Annotated in this window: 16 protein-coding genes; 6 read left to right on the top strand and 10 right to left on the bottom strand. The window is 74.1% G+C overall.

Translation table 11 applies throughout. The annotated features are described in order from the left end of the window. Nucleotides 1–16: 16 nt before the first annotated feature. The 4 genes from ACPFP2_RS20940 to alr form a co-directional block, all read right to left on the bottom strand. A complete protein-coding gene (locus tag ACPFP2_RS20940; RefSeq protein WP_424090862.1) occupies nt 17–3241 on the bottom strand; it encodes an amino acid adenylation domain-containing protein in 3225 nt (1074 codons plus the stop codon). Next, complete coding sequence (locus ACPFP2_RS20935; protein ID WP_424090861.1) at nt 3241–4356, bottom strand: acyltransferase domain-containing protein; 1116 nt, start codon at nt 4354–4356, stop codon at nt 3241–3243. The genes ACPFP2_RS20940 and ACPFP2_RS20935 overlap by 1 nt, the downstream gene beginning before the upstream one ends. A 239-nt stretch (nt 4357–4595) precedes the next feature. Further along, nucleotides 4596–5369 carry a tryptophan 2,3-dioxygenase family protein gene (locus ACPFP2_RS20930; protein WP_424090860.1) on the bottom strand — a complete coding sequence of 258 codons (774 nt, stop codon included), beginning with the start codon at nt 5367–5369 and terminating at the stop codon, nt 4596–4598. Between the two features lie 178 nt (nt 5370–5547). Continuing rightward, a complete protein-coding gene (gene alr / locus ACPFP2_RS20925) occupies nt 5548–6651 on the bottom strand; it encodes an alanine racemase (protein ID WP_424090859.1) in 1104 nt (367 codons plus the stop codon). A gap of 311 nt (nt 6652–6962) precedes the next feature. On the opposite strand from alr, the gene ACPFP2_RS20920 reads away from it, so the two are divergent. From ACPFP2_RS20920 to ACPFP2_RS20910, 3 genes are all read left to right on the top strand, one after another. Further along, nucleotides 6963–7211, top strand: coding sequence for an acyl carrier protein (locus ACPFP2_RS20920; protein ID WP_424090858.1), 249 nt, complete (start codon nt 6963–6965; stop codon nt 7209–7211). Beyond that, nucleotides 7208–7756 (top strand): ferritin-like domain-containing protein, encoded by a 549-nt coding sequence (locus tag ACPFP2_RS20915; protein ID WP_424090857.1) that lies wholly within the window; start codon nt 7208–7210, stop codon nt 7754–7756. Before ACPFP2_RS20920 ends, ACPFP2_RS20915 begins: the two co-directional genes overlap by 4 nt. Nucleotides 7757–7869: 113 nt before the next feature. Beyond that, nucleotides 7870–9486 carry an AMP-binding protein gene (locus ACPFP2_RS20910; protein ID WP_424090856.1) on the top strand — a complete coding sequence of 539 codons (1617 nt, stop codon included), beginning with the start codon at nt 7870–7872 and terminating at the stop codon, nt 9484–9486. 49 nt (nt 9487–9535) lie between these two features. Here the strand turns inward: ACPFP2_RS20910 and ACPFP2_RS20905 are convergent, their stop codons facing one another. From ACPFP2_RS20905 to ACPFP2_RS20895, 3 genes are read right to left on the bottom strand one after another with little or no spacing between them, the layout of a single operon-like run. Further along, entirely contained in the window at nt 9536–10717 is a 1182-nt protein-coding gene (locus ACPFP2_RS20905) for an acyl-CoA dehydrogenase family protein (protein ID WP_424090855.1), read from the bottom strand. Next, nucleotides 10714–11616, bottom strand: coding sequence for a branched-chain amino acid transaminase (locus ACPFP2_RS20900; protein WP_424090854.1), 903 nt, complete (start codon nt 11614–11616; stop codon nt 10714–10716). Before ACPFP2_RS20900 ends, ACPFP2_RS20905 begins: the two co-directional genes overlap by 4 nt. After that, on the bottom strand, nt 11616–12377 hold the full coding sequence (locus ACPFP2_RS20895) for a LuxR C-terminal-related transcriptional regulator (protein ID WP_424090853.1): 762 nt from the start codon (nt 12375–12377) through the stop codon (nt 11616–11618). The genes ACPFP2_RS20900 and ACPFP2_RS20895 overlap by 1 nt, the downstream gene beginning before the upstream one ends. 367 nt (nt 12378–12744) lie before the next feature. Here ACPFP2_RS20895 and ACPFP2_RS20890 point away from each other — a divergent pair, with 367 nt between their 5' ends. Continuing rightward, a complete protein-coding gene (locus ACPFP2_RS20890) occupies nt 12745–13983 on the top strand; it encodes an alpha/beta fold hydrolase (RefSeq protein ID WP_424090852.1) in 1239 nt (412 codons plus the stop codon). Nucleotides 13984–14450: 467 nt separating this feature from the next. Here the strand turns inward: ACPFP2_RS20890 and ACPFP2_RS20885 are convergent, their stop codons facing one another. Then, on the bottom strand, nt 14451–15452 hold the full coding sequence (locus tag ACPFP2_RS20885; RefSeq protein ID WP_424090851.1) for a beta-ketoacyl-ACP synthase 3: 1002 nt from the start codon (nt 15450–15452) through the stop codon (nt 14451–14453). 303 nt (nt 15453–15755) lie between these two features. Here ACPFP2_RS20885 and kynU point away from each other — a divergent pair, with 303 nt between their 5' ends. After that, nucleotides 15756–17021: a kynureninase gene (gene kynU, locus ACPFP2_RS20880; protein ID WP_424090850.1), complete on the top strand. Its 1266-nt coding sequence runs from the start codon at nt 15756–15758 to the stop codon at nt 17019–17021. Nucleotides 17022–17123: 102 nt separating this feature from the next. Continuing rightward, the gene (locus ACPFP2_RS20875) at nt 17124–17249 is read left to right on the top strand and encodes a hypothetical protein (RefSeq protein WP_424090849.1); all 126 of its coding nucleotides are present in this window, start codon (nt 17124–17126) and stop codon (nt 17247–17249) included. A 112-nt stretch (nt 17250–17361) separates the two neighbouring features. On the opposite strand, the gene ACPFP2_RS20870 is transcribed toward ACPFP2_RS20875, so the two are convergent. Continuing rightward, nucleotides 17362–18069, bottom strand: a complete 708-nt coding sequence (locus ACPFP2_RS20870) for a VOC family protein (RefSeq protein ID WP_424090848.1) — start codon at nt 18067–18069, stop codon at nt 17362–17364. Between the two features lie 32 nt (nt 18070–18101). Next, entirely contained in the window at nt 18102–20105 is a 2004-nt protein-coding gene (locus ACPFP2_RS20865) for a putative bifunctional diguanylate cyclase/phosphodiesterase (RefSeq protein WP_424090847.1), read from the bottom strand. Nucleotides 20106–20214 lie beyond the last annotated feature (109 nt).

Below are 20214 nucleotides of genomic sequence, written 5' to 3'. Positions count from 1 at the left end.
GCGCGGGCCGTCGGGGTCAGACCCGCTGGGCCAGCCGGGGTTGGCGGGTGATCACCGGCGCGGCGGCGCCCGGGCGCTGCGCCAGGTCGTCGATCGCGGTGGCCAGCCGCTCCAGGACGGGGTGGTCGAAGACCGCGCGGACGGGTACCTCCACACCGAGGCTGCCGCGCAGCTTGAACGCGACCCGGGTGGCGAGCAGGGAGTGTCCACCGAGGGCGAAGAAGTCGTCGTGCGCCCCGGCCTTCTCCACGCCGAGCATCTCCCGCCACGCCGCCGCCACCGCCTCCTCGGTGGGGGTGCGCGGCGCGACGTACTCCCGGTCGAGGTCGGGGCGGGCCCCGTCGAAGCCGGGCAGCGCGGCCCGGTCGGTCTTGCCGTTCGGGGTGAGCGGGAACCGGTCCAGGGTGACGAGGTGGGCGGGGACCATGTACTCCGGCAGCAGGGCGCGCAGCCCGGCGGTCACCTCGGCGTCCAGCACGGTCGCCCCGTCCGCCGGCACCAGGTAGGCCACCAGCCGGGTGTCCCCGGCGATGTCGCGGGGCAGCACCACGGCGTCGGCGATCTCCGGCCGCTCCCGCAGCACCGCCTCGATCTCGCCCGGTTCGACGCGAAAGCCGCGGATCTTGACCTGCTGGTCGGCGCGACCGAGGAACTCCAGCTCGCCGTCGTCGGTCCACCGGGCCAGGTCGCCGGAGCGGTACATGCGCTGCTCGCCCTCGCCGGCGTACGGGTCGGGCAGGAAGCGGGCGGCGGTCAGGTCGAGCAGGTTCCGGTAGCCGAGCGCGACCCCGGCGCCCGCGACGTGGATCTCGCCCCGCATTCCCGGCGGCACCGGCATGCCGCGCTCGTCGAGCAGGTAGATCCGCAGGTCGGGCAGGGGTCGGCCGATGTTGCTGCGGACCGGGCCGGTGAGGTCGGCCCGGGTGATCCGCCGGTAGGTGGAGTGCACCGTGGTCTCGGTGATGCCGTACATGTTGACCAGGTGAGGTTGCTCGTCGCCGTACCGGTCGACCCAGGGGGTGAGGGCCGGGATGTCCAGGTACTCCCCGGCGAAGATCACGTAGCGCAGCGGCAGCCGGGGCGCGCCCTCGGCCAGGGCCGGCGGCATGAACTGGCGAAACGCCGACGGGGTCTGGCTGAACACGGTGACCCGCTCGGCGGCGAGCAGGGTCAGCAGCGCCTCCGGGTCGCGTACCGCCTCGTGGGGCACGACCACGAGCCGGGCGCCGGTGGCGAACGCGCCCCACATCTCGAACACCGACACGTCGAAGGCGTACGAGTGGACCATGCTCCACACGTCGTCGCCGGTCAGCTCCATCCGGGTGCCCGCCCCGGCCACCAGCCGGGCCACGTTGGCGTGGCTGACCAGCACTCCCTTCGGGTGGCCGGTGGAACCGGAGGTGTAGATCAGGTAGGCGACGTCGTTCGGGGCGGGGCCGTCCGGCGGCGGGTCGGCCGGGCGGGCCGCGATGGCGTCGGCCTCGGCGTCCAGGTCGACCACCCGCCCGGCGAACTCGGGTACGACGTCGGCCGCCGCCCGGTGGGTCACCAGCACACTCGCGCCGGCGTCGGCGAGGATCCAGCGCATCCGTTCGGCCGGGTGGCCCAGGTCCAGCGGCACGTACGCGGCCCCGGCGGTGAGCACCCCGAGCACCCCGATCACGGTCTCCACCGACCGGTGCAGGCACAACCCGACCCGGTCGCCGGGGCGTACCCCGTTCGCGCGCAGGTGGTGGGCGAGCCGGTTGGCCCGGGCGGCGAGTTCGGCGTAGCTGAGCCGCTGTCCGGCGCAGACCACCGCGGTGGCGTCGGGCGTGGCGGTGGCCGAGCGGGCGAACAGCTCGGGCAGCGCGGCGACCGGCTGTGCTTCGGTGCTGTTCCAGTCCAGCAGGACCTGACGCCACTGCTCGGTGGGCACGATGTCCATGTCGCCCAGCCGCAGGCCCGGGTAGCGGGTCATGTTGGTCAGGGTCGTGGTGAACTGGTCGACGAGCCGGCGCACCGCGGTCTCGGTGAACCGGGTCCGGTCGTAGACCAGGCGGGGCACCGGCATGGCCTCCCCCGGCATGACGATCATCGTGATCGGGAAGTGCGGACGGCCGTCGTAGGTGGACTCCACCAACTCGACGCCGTGCAGCCCCAGGTCGGGCACGGGCACGTTCTCGAAGGCCAGGTCCAGTTCGAAGAGGGGGCGGTTGCCCGGCAGGTCGGCAAGCCGGCGCAGGTCGGTCAGGGAGATGTCGGCGTGCTCGCGGGCCTGGGCCATGTCGGTCTGCAACTCGTGCAGCCAGTCGATGAGCGGGGCGTCGTCGCGGACCCGGGCGCGCACCGGCATGGTGGCCAGCATCGGCCCCATGATGCGTTCACTGCCGGTCAGCGTCGCCGGTCGCTGGGTGCCGGTGGAGCCGGCGAGGACGTCGGCGCGGCCCAGGTGGCGGCTGAGCACGAGCATCCAGGCGCCCTGCATGACGGTGTTGAGGGTGAGGCCGTGCTCGCGGGCGAAGGCGGTCAGCGCGGGGATCTGCTCCAGCAACTGCGGCGTCGGCAGCACGGCGTGGGTGGGTTCGTCTACCGGCGCCGTCTCCGTCGGGCCCAGGCCCAGTTCCAGGGCGTCGGGGGCGGTGTAGCCGGCGAGGTGTTCCCGCCAAAAGGTCTCCGTCGCCGACCGGTCCTGCTGGGCCCACCAGGACAGGTACGCCCGGTACGGGCGGGCCGGCGGCAGGTCGGGGGTGCCGCCGGTGGCGTACGCGTTGTAGAGGGTGGTCAGCTCGGCGAAGGCCAGGCCGAACGACCAGCCGTCCATGAGCAGGTGGGAGAAGCTCCAGAAGAACTCCCACTCCTGGTCGGCGAAGCGGATCAGTCGCCCGCGCATCAGCGGGGCCTCGGCGTAGTCGAAGCCGGTCATCCGGTCGTCGTGGGCGAACCGGGCGAACCGGGCGCGCTGCTCGGCGGGGTCCGCGTCGCGCCAGTCCAGCACCTCGATCGGGAACGTGACGTCGCGATGCACCACCTGCAGGGCCTTGTCGATGCCCTCCCAGTGGAAGCTGGTGCGCAGCACCGCGTGCCGGTTGACGATGCTCTGCCAGGCGGCCCGGTACGCGTCGACGTCCAGCGGGCCGCGCATGCGCATGGTGACCTGTTCCAGGTAGATGCCGCTGCCCGGCGAGTACAGGTTGTGGAACAGCAGCCCCTCCTGGATGGGGGACAGCTCGTAGACGTCCTCGATGCCCTCGAGCTCCATCACTTTCTCCTCCCGGGCCGGGACGTGCCGGCTCGCGTGTGGTCGGGCGGGTGGGGTCGGTCCCGCCGGGAGGCGGGGTCGGCGAGCAGCGCCCGCACCGCCGCGACGGGATCCGGGTGACGCCGCGGGTCGGTCGGTCCGCCCTCGGGGCGCGGTGACAGGACGGACAGTGTCGGCAGGTCCGGGGTGACATGGCGCAGCAGGGCGGTCAGCGTGCTGCCCGGTCCCACCTCCACCGCCACGTCCCGGTCGGCGAGTTGCCCGGCCGCCTCGGCGAAGCGGACGGGTCGCCCGGGCAGTCGCAGCCAGTGCTCCCGGTCGACCGCCTCGTCGGCGCTGACCGGGCGCCCGCTGACCGTGCTGAGCCATCGGAGCCGCGGCGGGCGGGGCGTGGTCGCGGTCAGCGCCGCGGCGACCGGCCCGAGCCGGGACGGCACGTCGTCGGGGTACGCCGCGACCGGCACCGCCGGCCGGTGGCAGGTCACGTACAGCTGGGCGAGGGTGCGTTCCCACCGCCGCAGCTCCGGCCCGGGGCCGGCGACCACGCAGGACTCTGGCGTGTCCACGGCGACCAGCCGGACCTCGGGCGGCAACTGGCGGGCCGCGTCGACGGCGGACAGCCCGACCGTCATCGTCGCGGTTGGCGGCAGGTCGGCGCTGAGCCGGCCGTACGCGACCGCCAGGTGCAGCGCGTCGGCGGGGTCGAGGACCCCGGCCACGCAGGCGGCGGTGACCTCACCGACGCCGTAACCGAGCACGGTGTCGGGGGCCAGCCCGGCGGCGACGAGCAGCCGGGTCAGCGCGTATTGCAGGACGAACAGCGCCGGGGCGGCGCAGTCCGGTGGCACGACCCGGCCCGGCGGGCCGAGCAGCGCCGCGCGGACCCGGTCGTCGAGGTGTCCGGGCAACGCGGCGAGCGCGGCGTCGACCTCGGCGCGGACCGCCGGCTCGGCGTCGTACGGAGTTCGGCCCATGCCGGCGCCCGCGGCGGCCGGCCCGGGATAGAGGAAGACCAGCCGGGGTCGGCGGGGAGCGGCCAGGGTGACGTGCGGTGCCCCGCAACCGGCCGGTTCGGGCCGGTCCGCCCGCGCGGTGGGCCTCGGCGTCTCACTCATCAGGTCCCCTCTCCGCCGTGCCCGCGCCGGTCGGGGCGGATGCCGTCGGCTGCGGCGCCGGTCGCCGCAGCGCCGCCCGTGGGTCACGTTGCCGTCCGGTGCGCGGCCCGGCCGCCCTCGGACGGGGGCTCCGCCCGGGCACGTCCCGGCGGGGCCCGCCGGCGGTGCCCGAACGGCTACCCGCCGGGCGTCCGCCCGGCGGGTAGCCGTTGGGACGGACCGGGCGGCCACGGTGACGGTCACAGTCGGGTCCGCATCTCCCACAGCTCGGGGAAGAACCGTTCGTCGCGGCGGGACCGGAGATACTCGACGCCGGTGGAGCCGCCGGTGCCCGGCCGGTGACCGATCAGCCGCTCCACCGCCAGGGCGTGCCGGGAGCGCCAGAGCGCCCACGCCTCGTCGTGGTCGAGCAGCGCCTCGGCGACGGCGAGCGGGTCGCGGTGGGTGCGGCCGTCGCGCAGCAACCGGACCGGGTCGTCGACGCCCCGGCGGCGCAGCACCACCCGGAAGGCGTCACCGAGGCTCGGCTCGCGCAGCCGGCGCTCGAGCCGGGCGGCACCGGCGCTGCCCGGAGCGGCCACCCCGGCGTGTCCCCTGCGCCGCAGCCCGGACAGGTATTCGATCTCCCGGTAGCGGACGGACTGGAACCCGCTGGCGCTGCCCAGGTGGGGGCGCAGGCCGGCGAAGCCGGTAGGGGTCAGGGTGGCGAGGGTGTCGAGCTGGGTCACCAGCAGCCGGTCCACCGCGGCCACCCGACGCAGCCGGTGCAGCGCGTCGGGCAGGGCGTCGGCGAAGAGGGCGGCGCGGGCGGCGACCAGCTCGTGCAGGATCAGCTCGAACCACACCTCGAACGCCTGGTGCACCAGCACGAAGAACCGTCCGTCGGGGTGGTCCGGCACCGGTTCGGTCGCCGCCATCAGGGCGTCCAGGTGCAGGAAGGAGCCGTAGTCGACGGCCGCCGGGGCCGGCACGACTCCCCCGGGCTCCGCGCGCTGGTCCTGGTGCAGGGTCATCGCCGCGAACCGCCTCTCCGTCCCGGTCGGCGGCGCGGGCCGCCGCCGACGCCCGGCCGTGAATCTCGCACCGTCCCGACGCGGCGGACAGCCACCAACGCCCACGACGATCGGCGCGCGCCGCCCGCCCGGTCGACCGGCCCGATCGGGGCAGGCCCGGTACGCGACCCCGGGACGGTCAGCGGTAGACCCGGCGCACCCGCGCCCCGAGCCGGGTGAGCAGTTCGTTGGGGATGGTGCCGACGGCCGCAGCCAGCTCGACGAGCGTCGGCTCGCCCCCGGTGCCGGGGCCGAACAGGACCACCGGGTCACCGGCGAGCACCGGCGCGTCGGGCACGTCGAGCACGAACTGGTCCATGCAGACCCGCCCGCTGATCCGCCGGCGCCGCCCGGCGAGCAGGACCTCCGCCCGGTTCCCGGCGGCGCGGGGCACGCCGTCGGCGTACCCGGCGGCCACCAGGGCGAGGGTGGTCTCCCGGGTGGTGACGTACTCGTGGCCGTAGGAGACCGGTGTGCCGGCCGTCACCTGGCGGGCCAGCACCACCGGGGCGCGCAGGGTCATCGCCGGGACGAGCTCCACCGGGGGTGGTCCCGGCAGCGGGTTGACGCCGTAGATGGCGATGCCGGCGCGGACCAGATCGTAGGCGGTCGCCGGCGCGGCCAGCGCTGCGGCCGAGTTCGCCAGGTGGCGTAGCCGGGGGGTGATCCCGTGGGCGACGGCCACCTCGAGCGCCTCGGCGAAGAGCGCCACCTGCCGGTCGATGGACGGATGCCCCGGCTGGTCGGCGTTGGCCAGGTGGCTCCAGACGCCGACGACGTCCAGCTCGTCCCCGGCGGACTTCCCGGCGGCGAGCACCAGCTCCGGCCAGCGGGCCGGGATGGCACCGGCCCGGGCGCAGCCGGTGTCGACCTTGAGGTGCAGTCGGGCCGCCCGTCCGGTCCGGCGGGCGGCGGCGAGCAGTTCGTCGAGCACCCAGCGGTCGGAGACGGACACGTCGACGCCGGTCCGAACGGCCGGGGTGAGGTCTTCGCCGGGTCGGGGCAGCCAGCACAGCACCGGGGCGGTGATCCCGGCGGCTCGCAACGCCATCGCCTCCGGCAGGTACGCCACGCCGAGCCAGGTCGCGCCGCCGGCGAGGGCCGCCCGAGCGGCGGGGACCAGGCCGTGGCCGTACCCGTCGGCCTTGACGACCGCCATCACCTCCGCGGCGCGTAGCCGGCACAGCGCGGAGACGTTGTGCCCGATGGCCGCAAGATCGATCACCGCTTCGCACCCGAGCATGTCGCGACTGTGACCGAGGGTCCGGTGAGGACGCAGTACCTGATCGGGGCGTCCGGTGTGGCGCTCCGCGTGGTCGCGGGCGGCGCCGGAGCGCGGTCGCGCCCGGATGGGGGTCGGCGCGATCCGGTACCCCGACCGGGCCTGGTCGGGCACTCCGACCGCCACGCCCGGCCGGCCGCGACGAAGTGGGTCCCTCTTCCGGGGGTTCGCTGCCACCGGGGCCGGCCTAGCGTCCGGGACGCGGCTGCCCGTCCGCTCCGGACCGGGACGCCGACAGGTATCCGCGTGTGGCAGACCGGTGGGAGCGTGCAATGGACGAACAACAGGCGGTGGAACTGGTCATCCGGTTGGTGGCCCGGGGCCGGGGGGTGGACGCCCGGGCCCTGAGCCCCGCGACGAACCTGGTGGAGGACCTGGGTTTCGACTCTCTGGACGCCTCGGAGCTGCTCGCGGCCGTGCACACCGAGACCGGCACCCACCTTCCTATGTCCGACCTGTCCGACCTCCGCACGATCGGGGACATCGGGCATGCGCTGACCCACCAGGAGGCCACCCCGTGATCACTGCCACCGGCCGGCACATCGACCCCGAGGATCCGGTGTGGATCCTCAACCAGTACCGCGCCGCGGAGGTGCACGGCGCGGGCGCCATCATGCGGATGGCCCGGCTCGCCGACACCGCTCGGCTGCGCAGCGACCTGTCGCGGCACCTGCGCGACGAGGCGGTGCACGCCTGGCTGTGGACCCGCGCGATCGAGGACTTCGGCGGTGAGGTGGTGGAGGTGGCGCAGCCCTACCAGGCGCGTCTGTCCGCGCACTTCGGCATCCCCAGGACGCTGACCGACATGCTGGCGCTGACCCTGGTGTCGGAGCAGCGCGGCCTGTCCGAGTACGAGCTGCACGTGGGACAGGAGGACCTGCCGCAGGCGGTCCGGCGTCCGCTGCGCGCCATCATCCGCGACGAGGCCTGGCACGTCTCCTACATCGAGGAGGCGCTGCTCGAACGCGCCCGGGAGGACCGACGGGTCCACGACATCATCGAGCGGGCCCAGGAGGCCGACGTGCGGGCCGTGGCCGAACTGGAGGCCGAGGGGGCGACCGCCTGACGCCAGGTCGTGCCGGCTGCGCCCGCCGTGCGGGCGCAGCCGGTGTCCCGGCCGGCACCCCGCACCGGGGGCCGGCCGACCCGCCGTAGCCCTCGACGACGATTGGCGACCCCATGACCGAGCTCGACCTCTCCCCCACCCCTACCGTCACCTGGCCCGACAGCTACGCCACGGAGCCGGGCCTGAGCCTCGAAGAGATCGTCCGGCCGTACGGGTCGTCGACGGTGGTCAGCTTCCTCGCCGCCGACGGCACCCGCGACTCGGCCAGCTACGACCTGCTGGCCCGGCGGATCGCCACCGCCGCCCACCGGTTGCGGGCCGCCGGCCTGCGTCCGGGGGACCCGGTGGCGGTCACTCTCGCCAACGACCTGCCGACGGTGACCGCCGCGCTGGGGGTCTGGGCCGCCGGCGGCACCCTGGTCTCGCTGCCGCCGGCACCCCGGCGCAACCGGGAGGGGTACGCGGAGCGGTTCGGCGCGGTGCTCGACGCGATGGAGTGCCGGTTGCACCTCACCGAGGCGCCGGACGTGGCGCCGCTGACCGCCCGGGTCCGGGCTCTGCCGATCGCCGCCCTGCAGGGTGAGGAGCGCGTCGGTGACCCGGAGCCGGCCGTTCCGCGTACGGCGCTGGTGCAGTTCACCTCGGGCAGCATCGGCGCGCCCAAGGGGGTCGCGGTCCGCGGCGACACCTTCGCCGCACACGTCAAGATGATCAGCCGCTGCTTCGACCTCGACCCCGCCCGGGACACGGTGGCCACCTGGTTGCCGCTGTACCACGACCTCGGCTTCGTGTGCTTCTTCGGCTCGGCGCTCTACGCCCGGACCACCCAGACGCACACCGACCCGAAGGCGTTCGTGCTGGACCCGAGCCGCTGGCTGAGGCTGCTCGCGGAGGAGCGGGCCACGGTCAGCGGCGCGCCGAACTTCGGTTTCCGGCTCGCCTCCCGGGTGCCGTACCCGCAGGGGCTGGACCTGTCGGCGATGCGTTGCTGCCTGAACGCCGCCGAGCGGGTGGTCTGGTCGGACCTGCTGGACTTCCACGAGGTGGCCGGCCCGATCGGATTCCGGTGGGAGGCCGTCATGCCGGCGTACGGGCTGGCGGAGGGGACGGTCGGGGTGTCCTGCACCCTGCGCGACCGTGGTCCGGTGCTCGGGCCCGACGGGCACGTCTCGCTCGGCCCGCCGCTGCCCGGCAACCGGTACACCGTTTCCGGCGGGGAGGCCCCGGGCAGCCTGCTGCTCGACTCCGACTGGCTCTTCGAGGGCTACTGGACGGCCGACGGCTTCCAGCGGCGGGAGCCGGGGCCGTTCGACACCGACGACGCGGCCTTCGTGCGCGACGGCGAGTTGTTCGTGGTCGGTCGCCGGGCCGACGTGGCCTCTGTCTCCGGCCACAACGTCTTCGCCGAGGACGTCGAGGCGGTGGCGCTCACCTCGGGCGGCGCGGAGCTGCTGGGCTGCGCGGCGTTCAAGCACCGGGCCGAGGGCGGTGAGCGCTTCGGGCTGGTGCTGGAGATCTCCCCGCGGATGCGACAGGCCGCCCCGGAGTTGGCCCGCGCCGCGCGGCGGGCGGTCAGCGAGGCGCTCGGGACCCGGACGGCGCCGGTCCTGGTGGTGCAGCGGGGAGCGATTCCGCGGACCACGTCCGGCAAGCCGCGCCGGTCGGCGCTGCGGGAGGCGGTCCTGCGCGGTGAGCTGCCGCCGCGTCGGGTCCTGGCCACGCTGACCTGACGGCGGACCGAGGGGGTGGGGCGCAACCGGGCGCCGCACCCCTCGGCGTTCACGGTCGGGGTGTGTCGGCGGCGGTCAGCAGGTCCAGCTCCGCGTCGAAGCGGGGATCGGGCCGGAACAGCCGGCTGGCCAGCAGTTCGGTGAGCACCTCGTCGGCGCCGCCGCCGATGCGGGCCAGCCGCACGTCGCGCCACCAGCCCTCCAGCGGGAAGTTGGTGGTGTAGCCGCGGGCGCCGAAGACCTGGAGGCAGTCGTCGGTCACCCGCTCCACCGTGTCGCAGACGACCAGCTTGAGTGCGGCCACCTCGTGGGCGAATCCCTCCCCGGCGACCGCCCGGGCGACGGTGTCGCGCAGGGCGGCGGCGGCCACGCCGAGCCGGGCCTGGGCGTGGGCCAGTCGGTGCCGCACCGTCTGCTTGTCGAGCAGCGGCTTTTCCTCGATCACCCGGCGGCGGGCGTACGCGGCGGCGAGGCCCAGCGCCATCCGGCCGGCGGTGAGCAGCTGCGCGCAGATGGAGAGCCGTTCGAACTGCAGCAGCCGGCTGGCGTACGCCAGACCCATGCCGGGCGCGCCGAGCAAAGCGTGCGGGCCGAGCGGGGTGTCGAGGCCGACCTCGCCCACGTCGCACGAGCGCAGGCCGGCCGTGGCGAAGAAGCCCTCCACGCGCACGCCGGGCGCGTCCAGGGGCACCAGGAACAGGGCGAGGTCGCGAGGGCCGCTGCCGGCGACGCGAGCCACGGCCAGCAGGTGCGTCGCGGCCCCCAGGTTCGACACGTAGCGTTTGCGGCCGACCAGGCGCCAGCCGTCGGGCTGCGGGGTCGCGGTGGTGCGCAGGCCCGCAAGGTCCGAACCGCCGTGCGGCTCGGTCGCCCCGAAGCAGCCGACGGCCCGCCCGTCGAGCGCGTCGTCGAGCAGCGCCTGCTGGGCGGCGTCGGCGCCCAGCCAGCGCAACGCCCCGATGAAGACCTCGCTGTGCCCCATCGCGGCGAGCGCCAGCCCGCTGTCGAACTCGCTCAGTTCCTCGGCCATGGCGATCAGTCGGGGCACGCCGGCTGCGGCGCCGGGCAGCCACCGGTCCCGGAACACCCCGTGGTCGGCCAGGGTGGTGAGCACCTCCCGGGGGAGGTGCCCGGCTACCGCCCAGTCCCGCCGGTCGGGGCCGATGGCGGCGAGCGCGGCCCGCACCGAGTCCCGGTACGCCCGCTCGGTCACGGTCGCCGGCGGGCTCATCCCACCAGCTCCCGCCACTCCGGGTGAGCGGTGTCACGCCCGGTCGTGAGGTCGGCGTAGGCGGCCGCGAGCCGCTGGGTCACCGGGCCCACCTTGCCGCCGCCGACCGGGCGTCCGTCCACGCTGAGCACGGGGACGATCCCGGCGGCCGTGCCGGTGAGGAAGCACTCGTCGGCGTGGTACAGGTCGGTGCGGACCAGGACGTCGGCGCGGGCCGGTACGCCGGCCTCCGCGGCGAGGGTGAGGACGGTGTCGCGGACCACGCCCTCCAGGGCGCCCGAGGCGAGGTGCGGGGTACGCAGTTCCCCGTCCCGCACCACGAAGAGGTTGTGCGCCCAGCCGTCGGTGACGTGCCCCTCGGTGTTGAGCAGAATCGCCTCGTCGTACCCGCTGGTCAGGGCCTCCATCTGGGCGAGGTAGGAGTTGAGGTACTGGCCGGTGGCCTTCGCCGCGGGCGGCAGGACGTGCGAGGGCATCCGCTGGAAGCTCGCCACCTTGGCCTTCACGCCGTGCTCCTTGGTACCGCCGGCGAGCGGCCCGTCGGTGGAGGCGAGCACCGCCACCCGGTACGGCGCGGTGAGCGGGCTCTGGCCGGGGCCGAGGAAGACGATCGGCCGCAGGTACGCGTCGGTGAGCCCGTTGGCGCGGACCACCGCCCGGCAGGCCTCGGCGAGGTCGTCCACGCCGTAGGGCAGTCGGACCAGGTAGGTGGCGGCGGATCGGGCGAGCCGTCGCAGGTGGTCGGTGAGCCGGAAGATGGCCGGCCCCTGGGGGGTGCCGTGGCAGCGGACCCCCTCGAAGAAGCCGATCCCGTAGTGCAGGCCGTGCGCGCTGACGTGCACCTGCGCGTCGTCCCAGTCGACCAGGGAACCGTCCAGCCACACCCTGGCATCGGTCATCACGCTCTCCCTCCGTTGCCCCACTGCTGCTGCTCCGGCGCGGACACGATGCGACGGCGAAGGTTCACCACGGCAGGATCCGGAGGAGCAGCGCGCTCCTCGGCCAGCAGGCCGTGGTTCAGGGCGACGGTGACCGCGACCGTCCGGTTCGGACAGTTGAGCTTGGCCAGGACGTTGCCGACGTGCCGCTTCGCGCCGTGCTCGGAGATGCCGAGCCGACGGGCGATCTGCTTGTTGCTGAGCCCTTCGGCGAGCAGCTTAAGGGCCTGCCGCTCACGGGGCGTGAGCATGAACGGCGGGTCCGACCGGGGCTTGCCAGCGGTACGCAGCTCGTCGAGAATGCGCCGCGCCAGCGAGCCGGGGATGGGCATCTCGCCGTGCCGCAGCTTGCGCAGGCTGTCGGCGAGGATCGCCCGGTTCAGTCCTGGCTCGAGCAGGAACCCGTCCACGGGCAGGGCCGCGACCTCGGGCAGCAGCGCGTCCTCGGTCCGGCGCAGCAGGAACAGCGTCGACGTGCCGGCACGGGCGGCGGCGGCGAGCATGACGTCCGTGCCCTGCGCCGGCCCGTCCACCGCGACGATCAGGATCTGGTACCTCCCCGTCTCCAGCAGTCGGGTCGTGGCGTGCGGCTCGCCGCCCGCGTGCACGGCCGTCACCATCGGCAGGTCGGCCAGCATCTGGCTGAGACCGCAGCGGGTCAACTCGTTGTCGATGGCTACCAGGACCGCGACGTCGGCCGCCTGCGGTCGTGCCTCGCTCACCTCGTGCATGCTTCTCCTCCCCCGGGCCGGTGATGGCCCCTTCACGCACCTGGCATGCGGCATCGGCGGCCGGGAGCCCGGCCGCGTTTCGCCGACACTGTCGAGTGGGAACGTGACTGACCGAACGGACAGGGGCAGATATCCGTCCGCATCAATCATTTCAGCGAATGCTAACGGCGATCGGCCGTTCGCACCAGAAAAGCGAAATAGAACTGGGGGCGGGTCCGCGACGGCTCGGTGGGATCACGGTCTCGCTTAGCGACTTTCGCCACGGAGCCGGGGCGTGCAAGCATGCGTTGTGCCGACGAACTCCGCGACGAGGCGGGCGATAATGACCGTTCTGCGCACAGCAGGTGCATTAGCTTCGATGGCGATCGCGATCGGAGTCGGCTGGGCCGCGACCTTCGGCGCCGCGCGGTTCACCGAACGCCCTGCAGTCTTTCTCACCGCCGGCCTGTCGGGCTACGCGCTCGCGCTGGCGCCGGCCGTCTGGTGGCTCACCCGTCGCCCCGGCGGCGAGCCGTCCGGACGGCTGCGCGTCACGGCCGCCGCCGTGGCGGCGGCCGTGGTGCTCGTCCCGGCGGCGTGGGCCGCCCTGCACCCCGCGTACCCGAACGTCCCGGCCGCGCCGGCCGGTACGCGCTTCTGGACGCTGCCGGACGGCAGCCGGATCGCCGTGCTGCGGGTGCCCGCGCGCCCTCGGGTGACCGCCGATCCGGTGGTGTTCCTGCACGGGGGTCCGGGCGTCGCCGACATGGACCATGACGCGGCGGTGCTGGCCCGGCTGGCCGGCAGCGGCCGTGACGTCTGGCTCTACGACCAGGTCGGCGCGGGTCGGTCCAGCCGCCTGGCCGACCCGCGCGGGTACTCACTGGAGCGGGACGTGACGGACCTGGAGCAGGTCCGCCGCCTGATCGGCGCACCCCGGCTGGCGCTGATCGGCCATTCCTACGGCGCCACGCTGGCCGCCACGTACCTCGCCCGCCACCCCGAGCGCGTCTCCCGCGTGGTCTTCTCCTCGCCGGGGCGGCTGGTGCCCGAGGTGGGGGACGTGAGCGGGACCGGCATGGTGGGACGGTTGGACCTGCGGCACCGGCTGGCGGTGTTCGGCACCCTCCTGCGACCTCGGGCGATGTTGACCTACAGCCTGGTCAAGGCCGACCCCCGGGCGGCGTACGCGCTCTCCGGCGACGACGAGATGGACAGCCGGTTCGTCACCCTCCACCGGCAGTCGGCGCCCGGTCTGGTGTGCCCGGGCAGCCCGGCGCCGCCCACTGCGGTCCGGCCCGGCTTCTACGCCAACCAGGTGCCGCTGAGCAGCACCCGCGCGGCCCCGGACATCCGCCCCGCCCTGAGTCGGGTGCGCGTACCGGCCCTGGTCCTCAAGGGAGGCTGCGACTACCTGCCCTGGTCGTTCGCGGCCGACTATCGGCACAGCGTCCCGGGCAGCCGGTTGCTCTACTTCGACGACTGCGGTCACCAGCTCCACCAGGAGCGGCCCGACCGGTTCCTGGCCGTCGTGGGCGCGTTCCTGGCCGACACCCCGGTCCCCTGGCCGGCCTGGTCCGGCACCGGACCCCCCGCCGGCTATCGCGGGGCCCGCTGACCGGTTTCGCCCATCGACGGGCGGTGCCCCGGCAGTCAGCCGCGGGGCAGCACGGAGGCCGCCGAGCAGGAGGTTTTCCAACGTTGCAAATTGTGCTAGTTTCTGGCTACCCATCCGCCGCTCACCTGGTCATCGCGCGGTTTTTACATGCTGCGCGCAACCATTCGCGGTGCGCTCCACCAGAAGGTAGGGAACACCCTTACCCTGCGTTAAGGCAGGGTCGCCTCAACGCCCGATCGACACGCCCGGTTAACGCCACGCCCCACCGACTGGATTGTTGATCCGGCAACTATTGGTGGTCCCGCCTGCGCGATCAGCGCCCGTCCATGTGACACGGGCTGACGGTCGATACGGACCCGTCGGCGGGCCAGGTGACGTGGCCAAGTGGCGCAACCCGACGCCCGAGCGGCAACTCCGGGCCGGCGACTACGCGGCGACAGCCCCGCCGGCCGGCCCACCCCCGGTCCTCAGGGGAGCCGGACGACCTGACCGGCGTAGAGCAGCCCGGCGCCGAAGCCGAGCAGCAGGGCCAATCCCCCGCCCACCTCGGGTGCCCGAGCCACCAGCCGGTCCATCGCCAACGGCACGGAGGCGCCGGCGGTGTTGCCCAACTCCACCACGTCGCGCGCCACCACCACCGACGGCGGCAGCTCGAGCGCGTCCACCAGCGCGTCCGTGATCCGGTCGTTGGCCTGGTGCGGGATGAACGCGGCGAGTTCGGCGACCTCCACCCCCGCCGCCGCCAGTGCCGCCCGGGCCACCCCCTGCATCCGCGTGACCGCCCAACGGAAGACCGCCGGACCCTGCAGGCGCAAATAGGGGAAGCTCGCGCCACGGTCCTCCCGCAGCACCGACCACGATCGCGGCTGGGCGATGGCGTCGCCCCGGCCGCTGTCGGATCCCCAGACCACCGGCGAGATGCCCGACACCCGCGACGGTGCCACCACCACCGCCCCGGCACCGTCGCCGAAGAGAAAGGCCGACGACCGGTCGTGCGGATCCACGATGTCGCTCATCCGCTCGGCCCCGACCACCAGGACGTGCTCGGCGGAGCGGGAGGCGACCAGGTCCCGCGCCACGCCGAGGGCGTAGCAGAAGCCGGCGCAACCGGCGTTCAGGTCGAAGGCCGCCGCCACGTCCGCCCCCGGGCCGAGCAGCTGCGCGATCCGGGTGGACAGCGCCGGAGCCTGTCTCAGGTGGCTCATCGTCGTGGCGACGACGCAGTCGATCCGCTCCACCGGCAGGCCGGCGGCCGCGAGCGCCTTCGTGCCCGCGACGTACCCCATCACCGCCAGGCTCTCCTCCGGTCCGGCGAAGCGTCGCTGCCGGATGCCGGACCGCCGCACGATCCACTCGTCCGTCGAATCAATCCCGGCGCACACCTCCTGGTTGCTGACCACCCGCTCGGGCAGGTAGCCACCGACACCGACGATCGACGCATGCCGCACGGTCTGCCTCGACACCTCCATCAGCCCCTCCCTGCCCGAGGTCGGGCGCGGCGCCCGGCCGCGGGCGTCGTGCGCAGCCTGACCCGCCGTGGGCACCGCGGCGATCCCCGCCCGTGTGGCCCATCCGAGCCGGTGCCACCGAGACGATCGGGGTGCCCGTTCGCACTCCCCCGCGCGGTCACCCCGGCGATACCCGTCCTCCCGGGACGGACGCCCCCTCCGACCGGCTCGGTCGCGGCGGACCCGGCGGACCGGTCGGACGATCCGATCGGTCCCCGCGCCGCGTCCCCGGCTCCGGTAGAGCTGACGGTGAGGAGGCGGCCCATGAGCGACGACCATCCGCGGTACCTGGCGAAGGAACTGGACGCCAACGACCCGCTGGCGCACCTGCGTGACCGGTTCCTGATCGCCGACGACGACCTCATCTATCTCGACGGCAACTCCCTGGGGCGGCTCCCCGCAGCAACCCCGGCGCACCTCGACCGGGTGATCCGTCACGGCTGGGGGGACCGACTCGTCCGCTCCTGGACGAGCTGGATCGACTGGAGCCGCCGTATCGGCGACCGGCTCGCCGCCACGGCGCTGGGCGCCCGGGAGGGCGAGGTGGTCGTCTCGGACTCCACCTCCGTCAACCTCTACAAACTGGCCAGCGCGGCGCTCGACGCCGCCCCGGCCGGTCGGCGCACGGTCCTCGTCGACGCCGAGGACTTCCCCACCGACCGCTACGTCCTGCAGGGTCTGGCCGACGCCCGGGGAATGACGCTGCGGGCCCTGCGCTCCGACCCGGACGACGGGCTTCAGCCGGGCGAGCTGCGGGCGGCCCTGGACGGCGACGTCGCGCTGGTGCTGCTCTCCGCCGTGAACTACCGTTCCGGGGCGCTGCTCGACACGGCGACGGTCAACACCGCCGCCCGGGAGGCCGGGACGGTGGTGCTGTGGGACCTGTCGCACGCGGTGGGGGCGATCCCGGTCGACCTGGACGGCACCGGGACCGACCTGGCGGTCGGCTGCACCTACAAGTACCTCAACGGCGGCCCGGGCGCGCCCGCCTTCCTCTACGTACGCCGGGAGCTGCAACACCGGCTCCGCCAACCCATCCAGGGCTGGTTCGGCCAGCGTGACCAGTTCCGCATGGCCGCGGACTACGACCCCGCCCCCGACGTCGACCGGTTCCTGGTGGGCACCCCGCCCATCCTCGCGCTGGCCGCCCTCGACCCCGCCCTTGACGTCCTCGACGAGGCCGGCGTCGACCGGGTACGGCAGAAGGGGCAGCGCCTCGGCCAACTGATCATCGAGCTGACCGACGCCTGGCTCGCACCGCACGGCTTCCGGGTGGCCTCCCCCCGCGACCCGCGGCGGCGCGGCAGCCACGTCAGCCTGCACCACCCGGAGGCACTACGCATCTCCCGCGCCCTGGTGACGCAGGGCCGGGTGGTCGGCGACTTCCGCACCCCGGACCGGCTCCGGCTCGGCCCCGCACCCCTGTACACCCGCTACGTCGACGTCTGGGACGCGATGGACCGGCTGCGCGACATCGCGGAACGACGCGCCTGGGAGCAGGTGGCCGACGAGCCCACCCGGATCACCTGAGCTGCCGCTCGGCACGCCGGTGGCCGGTCGGGACCTGCCTCTGGAGGGCGGCCGGCCACCGTATCGCCGACCTGAGCGGACGTCCGGCGCTGGCTGCCCGTCGTGCGGTGGATCCAGAGCGCCGTCGGGGTGCGCGACCGTCGGGAGCATCTGCGGGCCGGGATGGCGACCACCCTGCAACGGCTGGACGCGGCGTTGATGCGGGAGAGCGCCGAGCGCACCGGCTGATGCCTGCCGCGCCGCAGTCGCCGGCCCAGGCAGCGGAGCCGGCAGTGGCCGCAGCCGGAGAACCGCGCGTCGACCCGGCTCCGGCCACGCGACCGGGTCGGCGCGCGGGTTGTCAGCTGCCGATCTTGGCCGGCCGGATGACGGTGAAGACGGCCCCGGCCGGATCGGCGAGCGCACAGACCCGGCCGGTCACCACGTCTCGCGGTGGCACCAGCAGCCGCCCACCCTGGCGTCGGGCCCGCTCGGCGACATCGTCCGGGTCCGCCACCGCGAGGTAGACCATCCAGCCGGACGGTAGCAGGGTGTCCAGCGGCGGGGGCGTCGCGAGACGCCCGGCGACAGGTGCTCCACCGACGGTGAACAGGGCGTACGAGTCGTCGGGGGCGCCGGGCGGCACGTCGGCGCGCAGGCCCAGGGCGTCGGCGTGGAACCGGTCGGCCCCGGCCGGGTCGTTGGTCATGTACTCGTACCAGCAGGGCCGGCCGGGGCCGGGGATCGTCGGGGTCGGGCCGGTACGCAGCCGGAAGCTCCCGCCGAGCGGGTCGTGCACCTCGTCCTCGGTCACCCGGGCTCCGGCCCGACCGGCTGCGGCCTGGACGCCCGCCACGTCAGCGGTGCCGAAGACGGTCCACCAGCGGGCCGGGGCGGGACCGGGGCGCAGCTCGGCGGCGGGAGCGCCGTTCACGGACGCGGTGAAGCCGTCGGCGGTGGCGGTGTACGTCCAGCCGAGCAGGTCGTGGTAGAAGGTGCGGGCGGCGTCGAGATCGCTCGTGACGAGTTCGGCGCCGGCGGGGATCGGTGATGTGAGGGGTGCGTTCACCTGATTCTCCAAACCGGACGGCTGATCAGCGTTCAGGATGCCCTATGGGCGGACTCGACGGTGCTGCTGCCCCGCCACTCGTCGGGTCCTCGACGCAGCAGCTCGTCCAAGGGGATCGGCCGGCCGAGGTGGTAGCCCTGCCCGGCGTCGACGCCGAGCATTCGCAGCGCCGGCACCAGCGCGGCGTGCTCGACCGACTCGGCGACCGTGCGCATGCCCAGGCCGTGCGCGGCGCGGACGATGGCGTCGATGAGCACGGGATCGGCACCGCCGTGATCGGCCTGGCGAACGAAGTCACCCGCTATCTTCACGGTGCTGAAGGGCAGGTGCTTGAGATAGGAGAACGAGCCGAAGCCGGCGCCGAAGTCGTCCAGGCTCAGCCGGCAGCCGGCGTCGCGCAGGGTGCTGGCGAGGTGCCGCACCGCGGCGACGTTGGTGATCGCCGCGGTTTCGGTGATCTCCAGACCCAGCCGGCTCGCCTCGATGCCGGCGGCGCGCAGCGTCCGCACCACCCAGTCCCCGAAGCCCGGCGACTCGAGGGAGCGGGCGGAGATGTTGATGTCGAAGCGCATCCGTGCCGTCATGGCCACCGGGTGGGCCAGCGCCGCCGTGGCGGTGGCGACCACCCAACGGTCGAGTTCGCCGATGAGGTCGTCACGTTCCACCGTCGGCAGGAACTCGGCCGGCGACAGGGTGGGCTCCTCGCCGTCCCGCAGCCGGATGAGCAGCTCGTGACTGACCACGTCACCGGTGCAGAGGTCGATGATCGGTTGGGCGTCGAGGCGCATCCGGTTCTCGTCGAGGGCCTTGCGGACCCGGGTGACGACGTTGACGCGCTGCACGGCGTGCCGGTACTGCTCCGGCAGGTAGAGCCGGGCGCGGTTGCGGCCGGCGTTCTTCGCCTCGTACAGGGCGAGGTCGGCGTGGGCGAGCATCGTGTCGCGGGTGTCGCCGGGTTCCAGCGAGGCGGCCCCGATGCTCAGGGTCACCCTCAGCCCGGTGCCGGCCAACGGTACGGGGGTGCGGACGGTGGCGTTGCACAGCGTCTCGGCGGTGGCGAGGGCGTCTTCGGCGTACGCCCCGGGCAGGACGACGGCGAACTCGTCGCCCCCGAGCCGGCCCAGCACCGTACCGGGCGGCAGTTCGCGCAGGAGCAGCCGGGCCAGGACGCGCAGCACGTCGTCGCCGACCGCGTGCCCGTGCACGTCGTTGATGTCCTTGAAGTTGTCTATGTCGATCAGCAGCAGCGCGCCGGGCCGCTCCCGCGGCTCCGCGAGCAGGTCGTCGAGGCGGGCCAGCAGGGCACGCCGGTTCGGCAGGTCGGTCAACGGGTCACGCTCGGCCAGCCGGGTCAGCTCGTCCTGGGCGCGCTGCATCGCGGTGATGTCGTGGGCGGTGCCCAGCACGCGCACCGGCGCGCCGGTGGGGTCGGTGAAGACCTCGCCGTAGCACTCGAAGACGCGCAACGTCACACGGTCGGCCAGGTACATCCGATGTGTGTAGGAGAAGGACCCACCGGTGCGCAGCGCCGTCTCGAGCGTCCCTTCGATCATGGCCACGTCGTCCGGGTACAGCATCTGCCGGTACGATTCGTAGTCGAGGTCCGTGCCGGGCGGCAGGCCGAACATCTGCAGCAGCACATCGCTCCAGATGACCGCGCCGGTCAGGACGTCCCACTCCCAGGTGCCCACCTTGGCGAGCTGCTCGATGTGGGCCAGCCGCCAGCGGTAGTTGCGCCCACGGTCGCGTTCCTGCCGCTCTGCGCTGACATCGCGCATCTCGTACAGTCGCAGCGGCTGCCCCTCGTGCTCCACGCCCTGACACCGCACCTGCAGCCACCTGGTGGCCCCGTCGGACCCTCTGACGGGCAGCTCCACAGCGGACTCGCCGGGCTCGACCTGCCCCAGTGGCAACTCCCCCAGCCCGACGCCCAGCCGGCGGCCCGCCAGGTTGCACCAGAGGCACCTGCCGTCAGGGGCGAGTATCGCCAGGCCGGTGGAGGCGGTGTCCGCCGCGAGTGCCGGCAAGGTGCTCAACTGGGGGCCACCCACTTCCTCCGCCGATTTGGGCGCAGCACGACGACCACCCACGGACGGTCATCCTGGCGCGACGGGGAGTCTACCGACCCGACCCGTCGATCCGCTC

The sequence above is a fragment of the Micromonospora citrea genome (assembly GCF_049629545.1).
Lineage (GTDB): Bacteria > Actinomycetota > Actinomycetes > Mycobacteriales > Micromonosporaceae > Micromonospora > Micromonospora citrea_A.
This window is presented reverse-complemented; position numbering and strand designations above follow the sequence as displayed.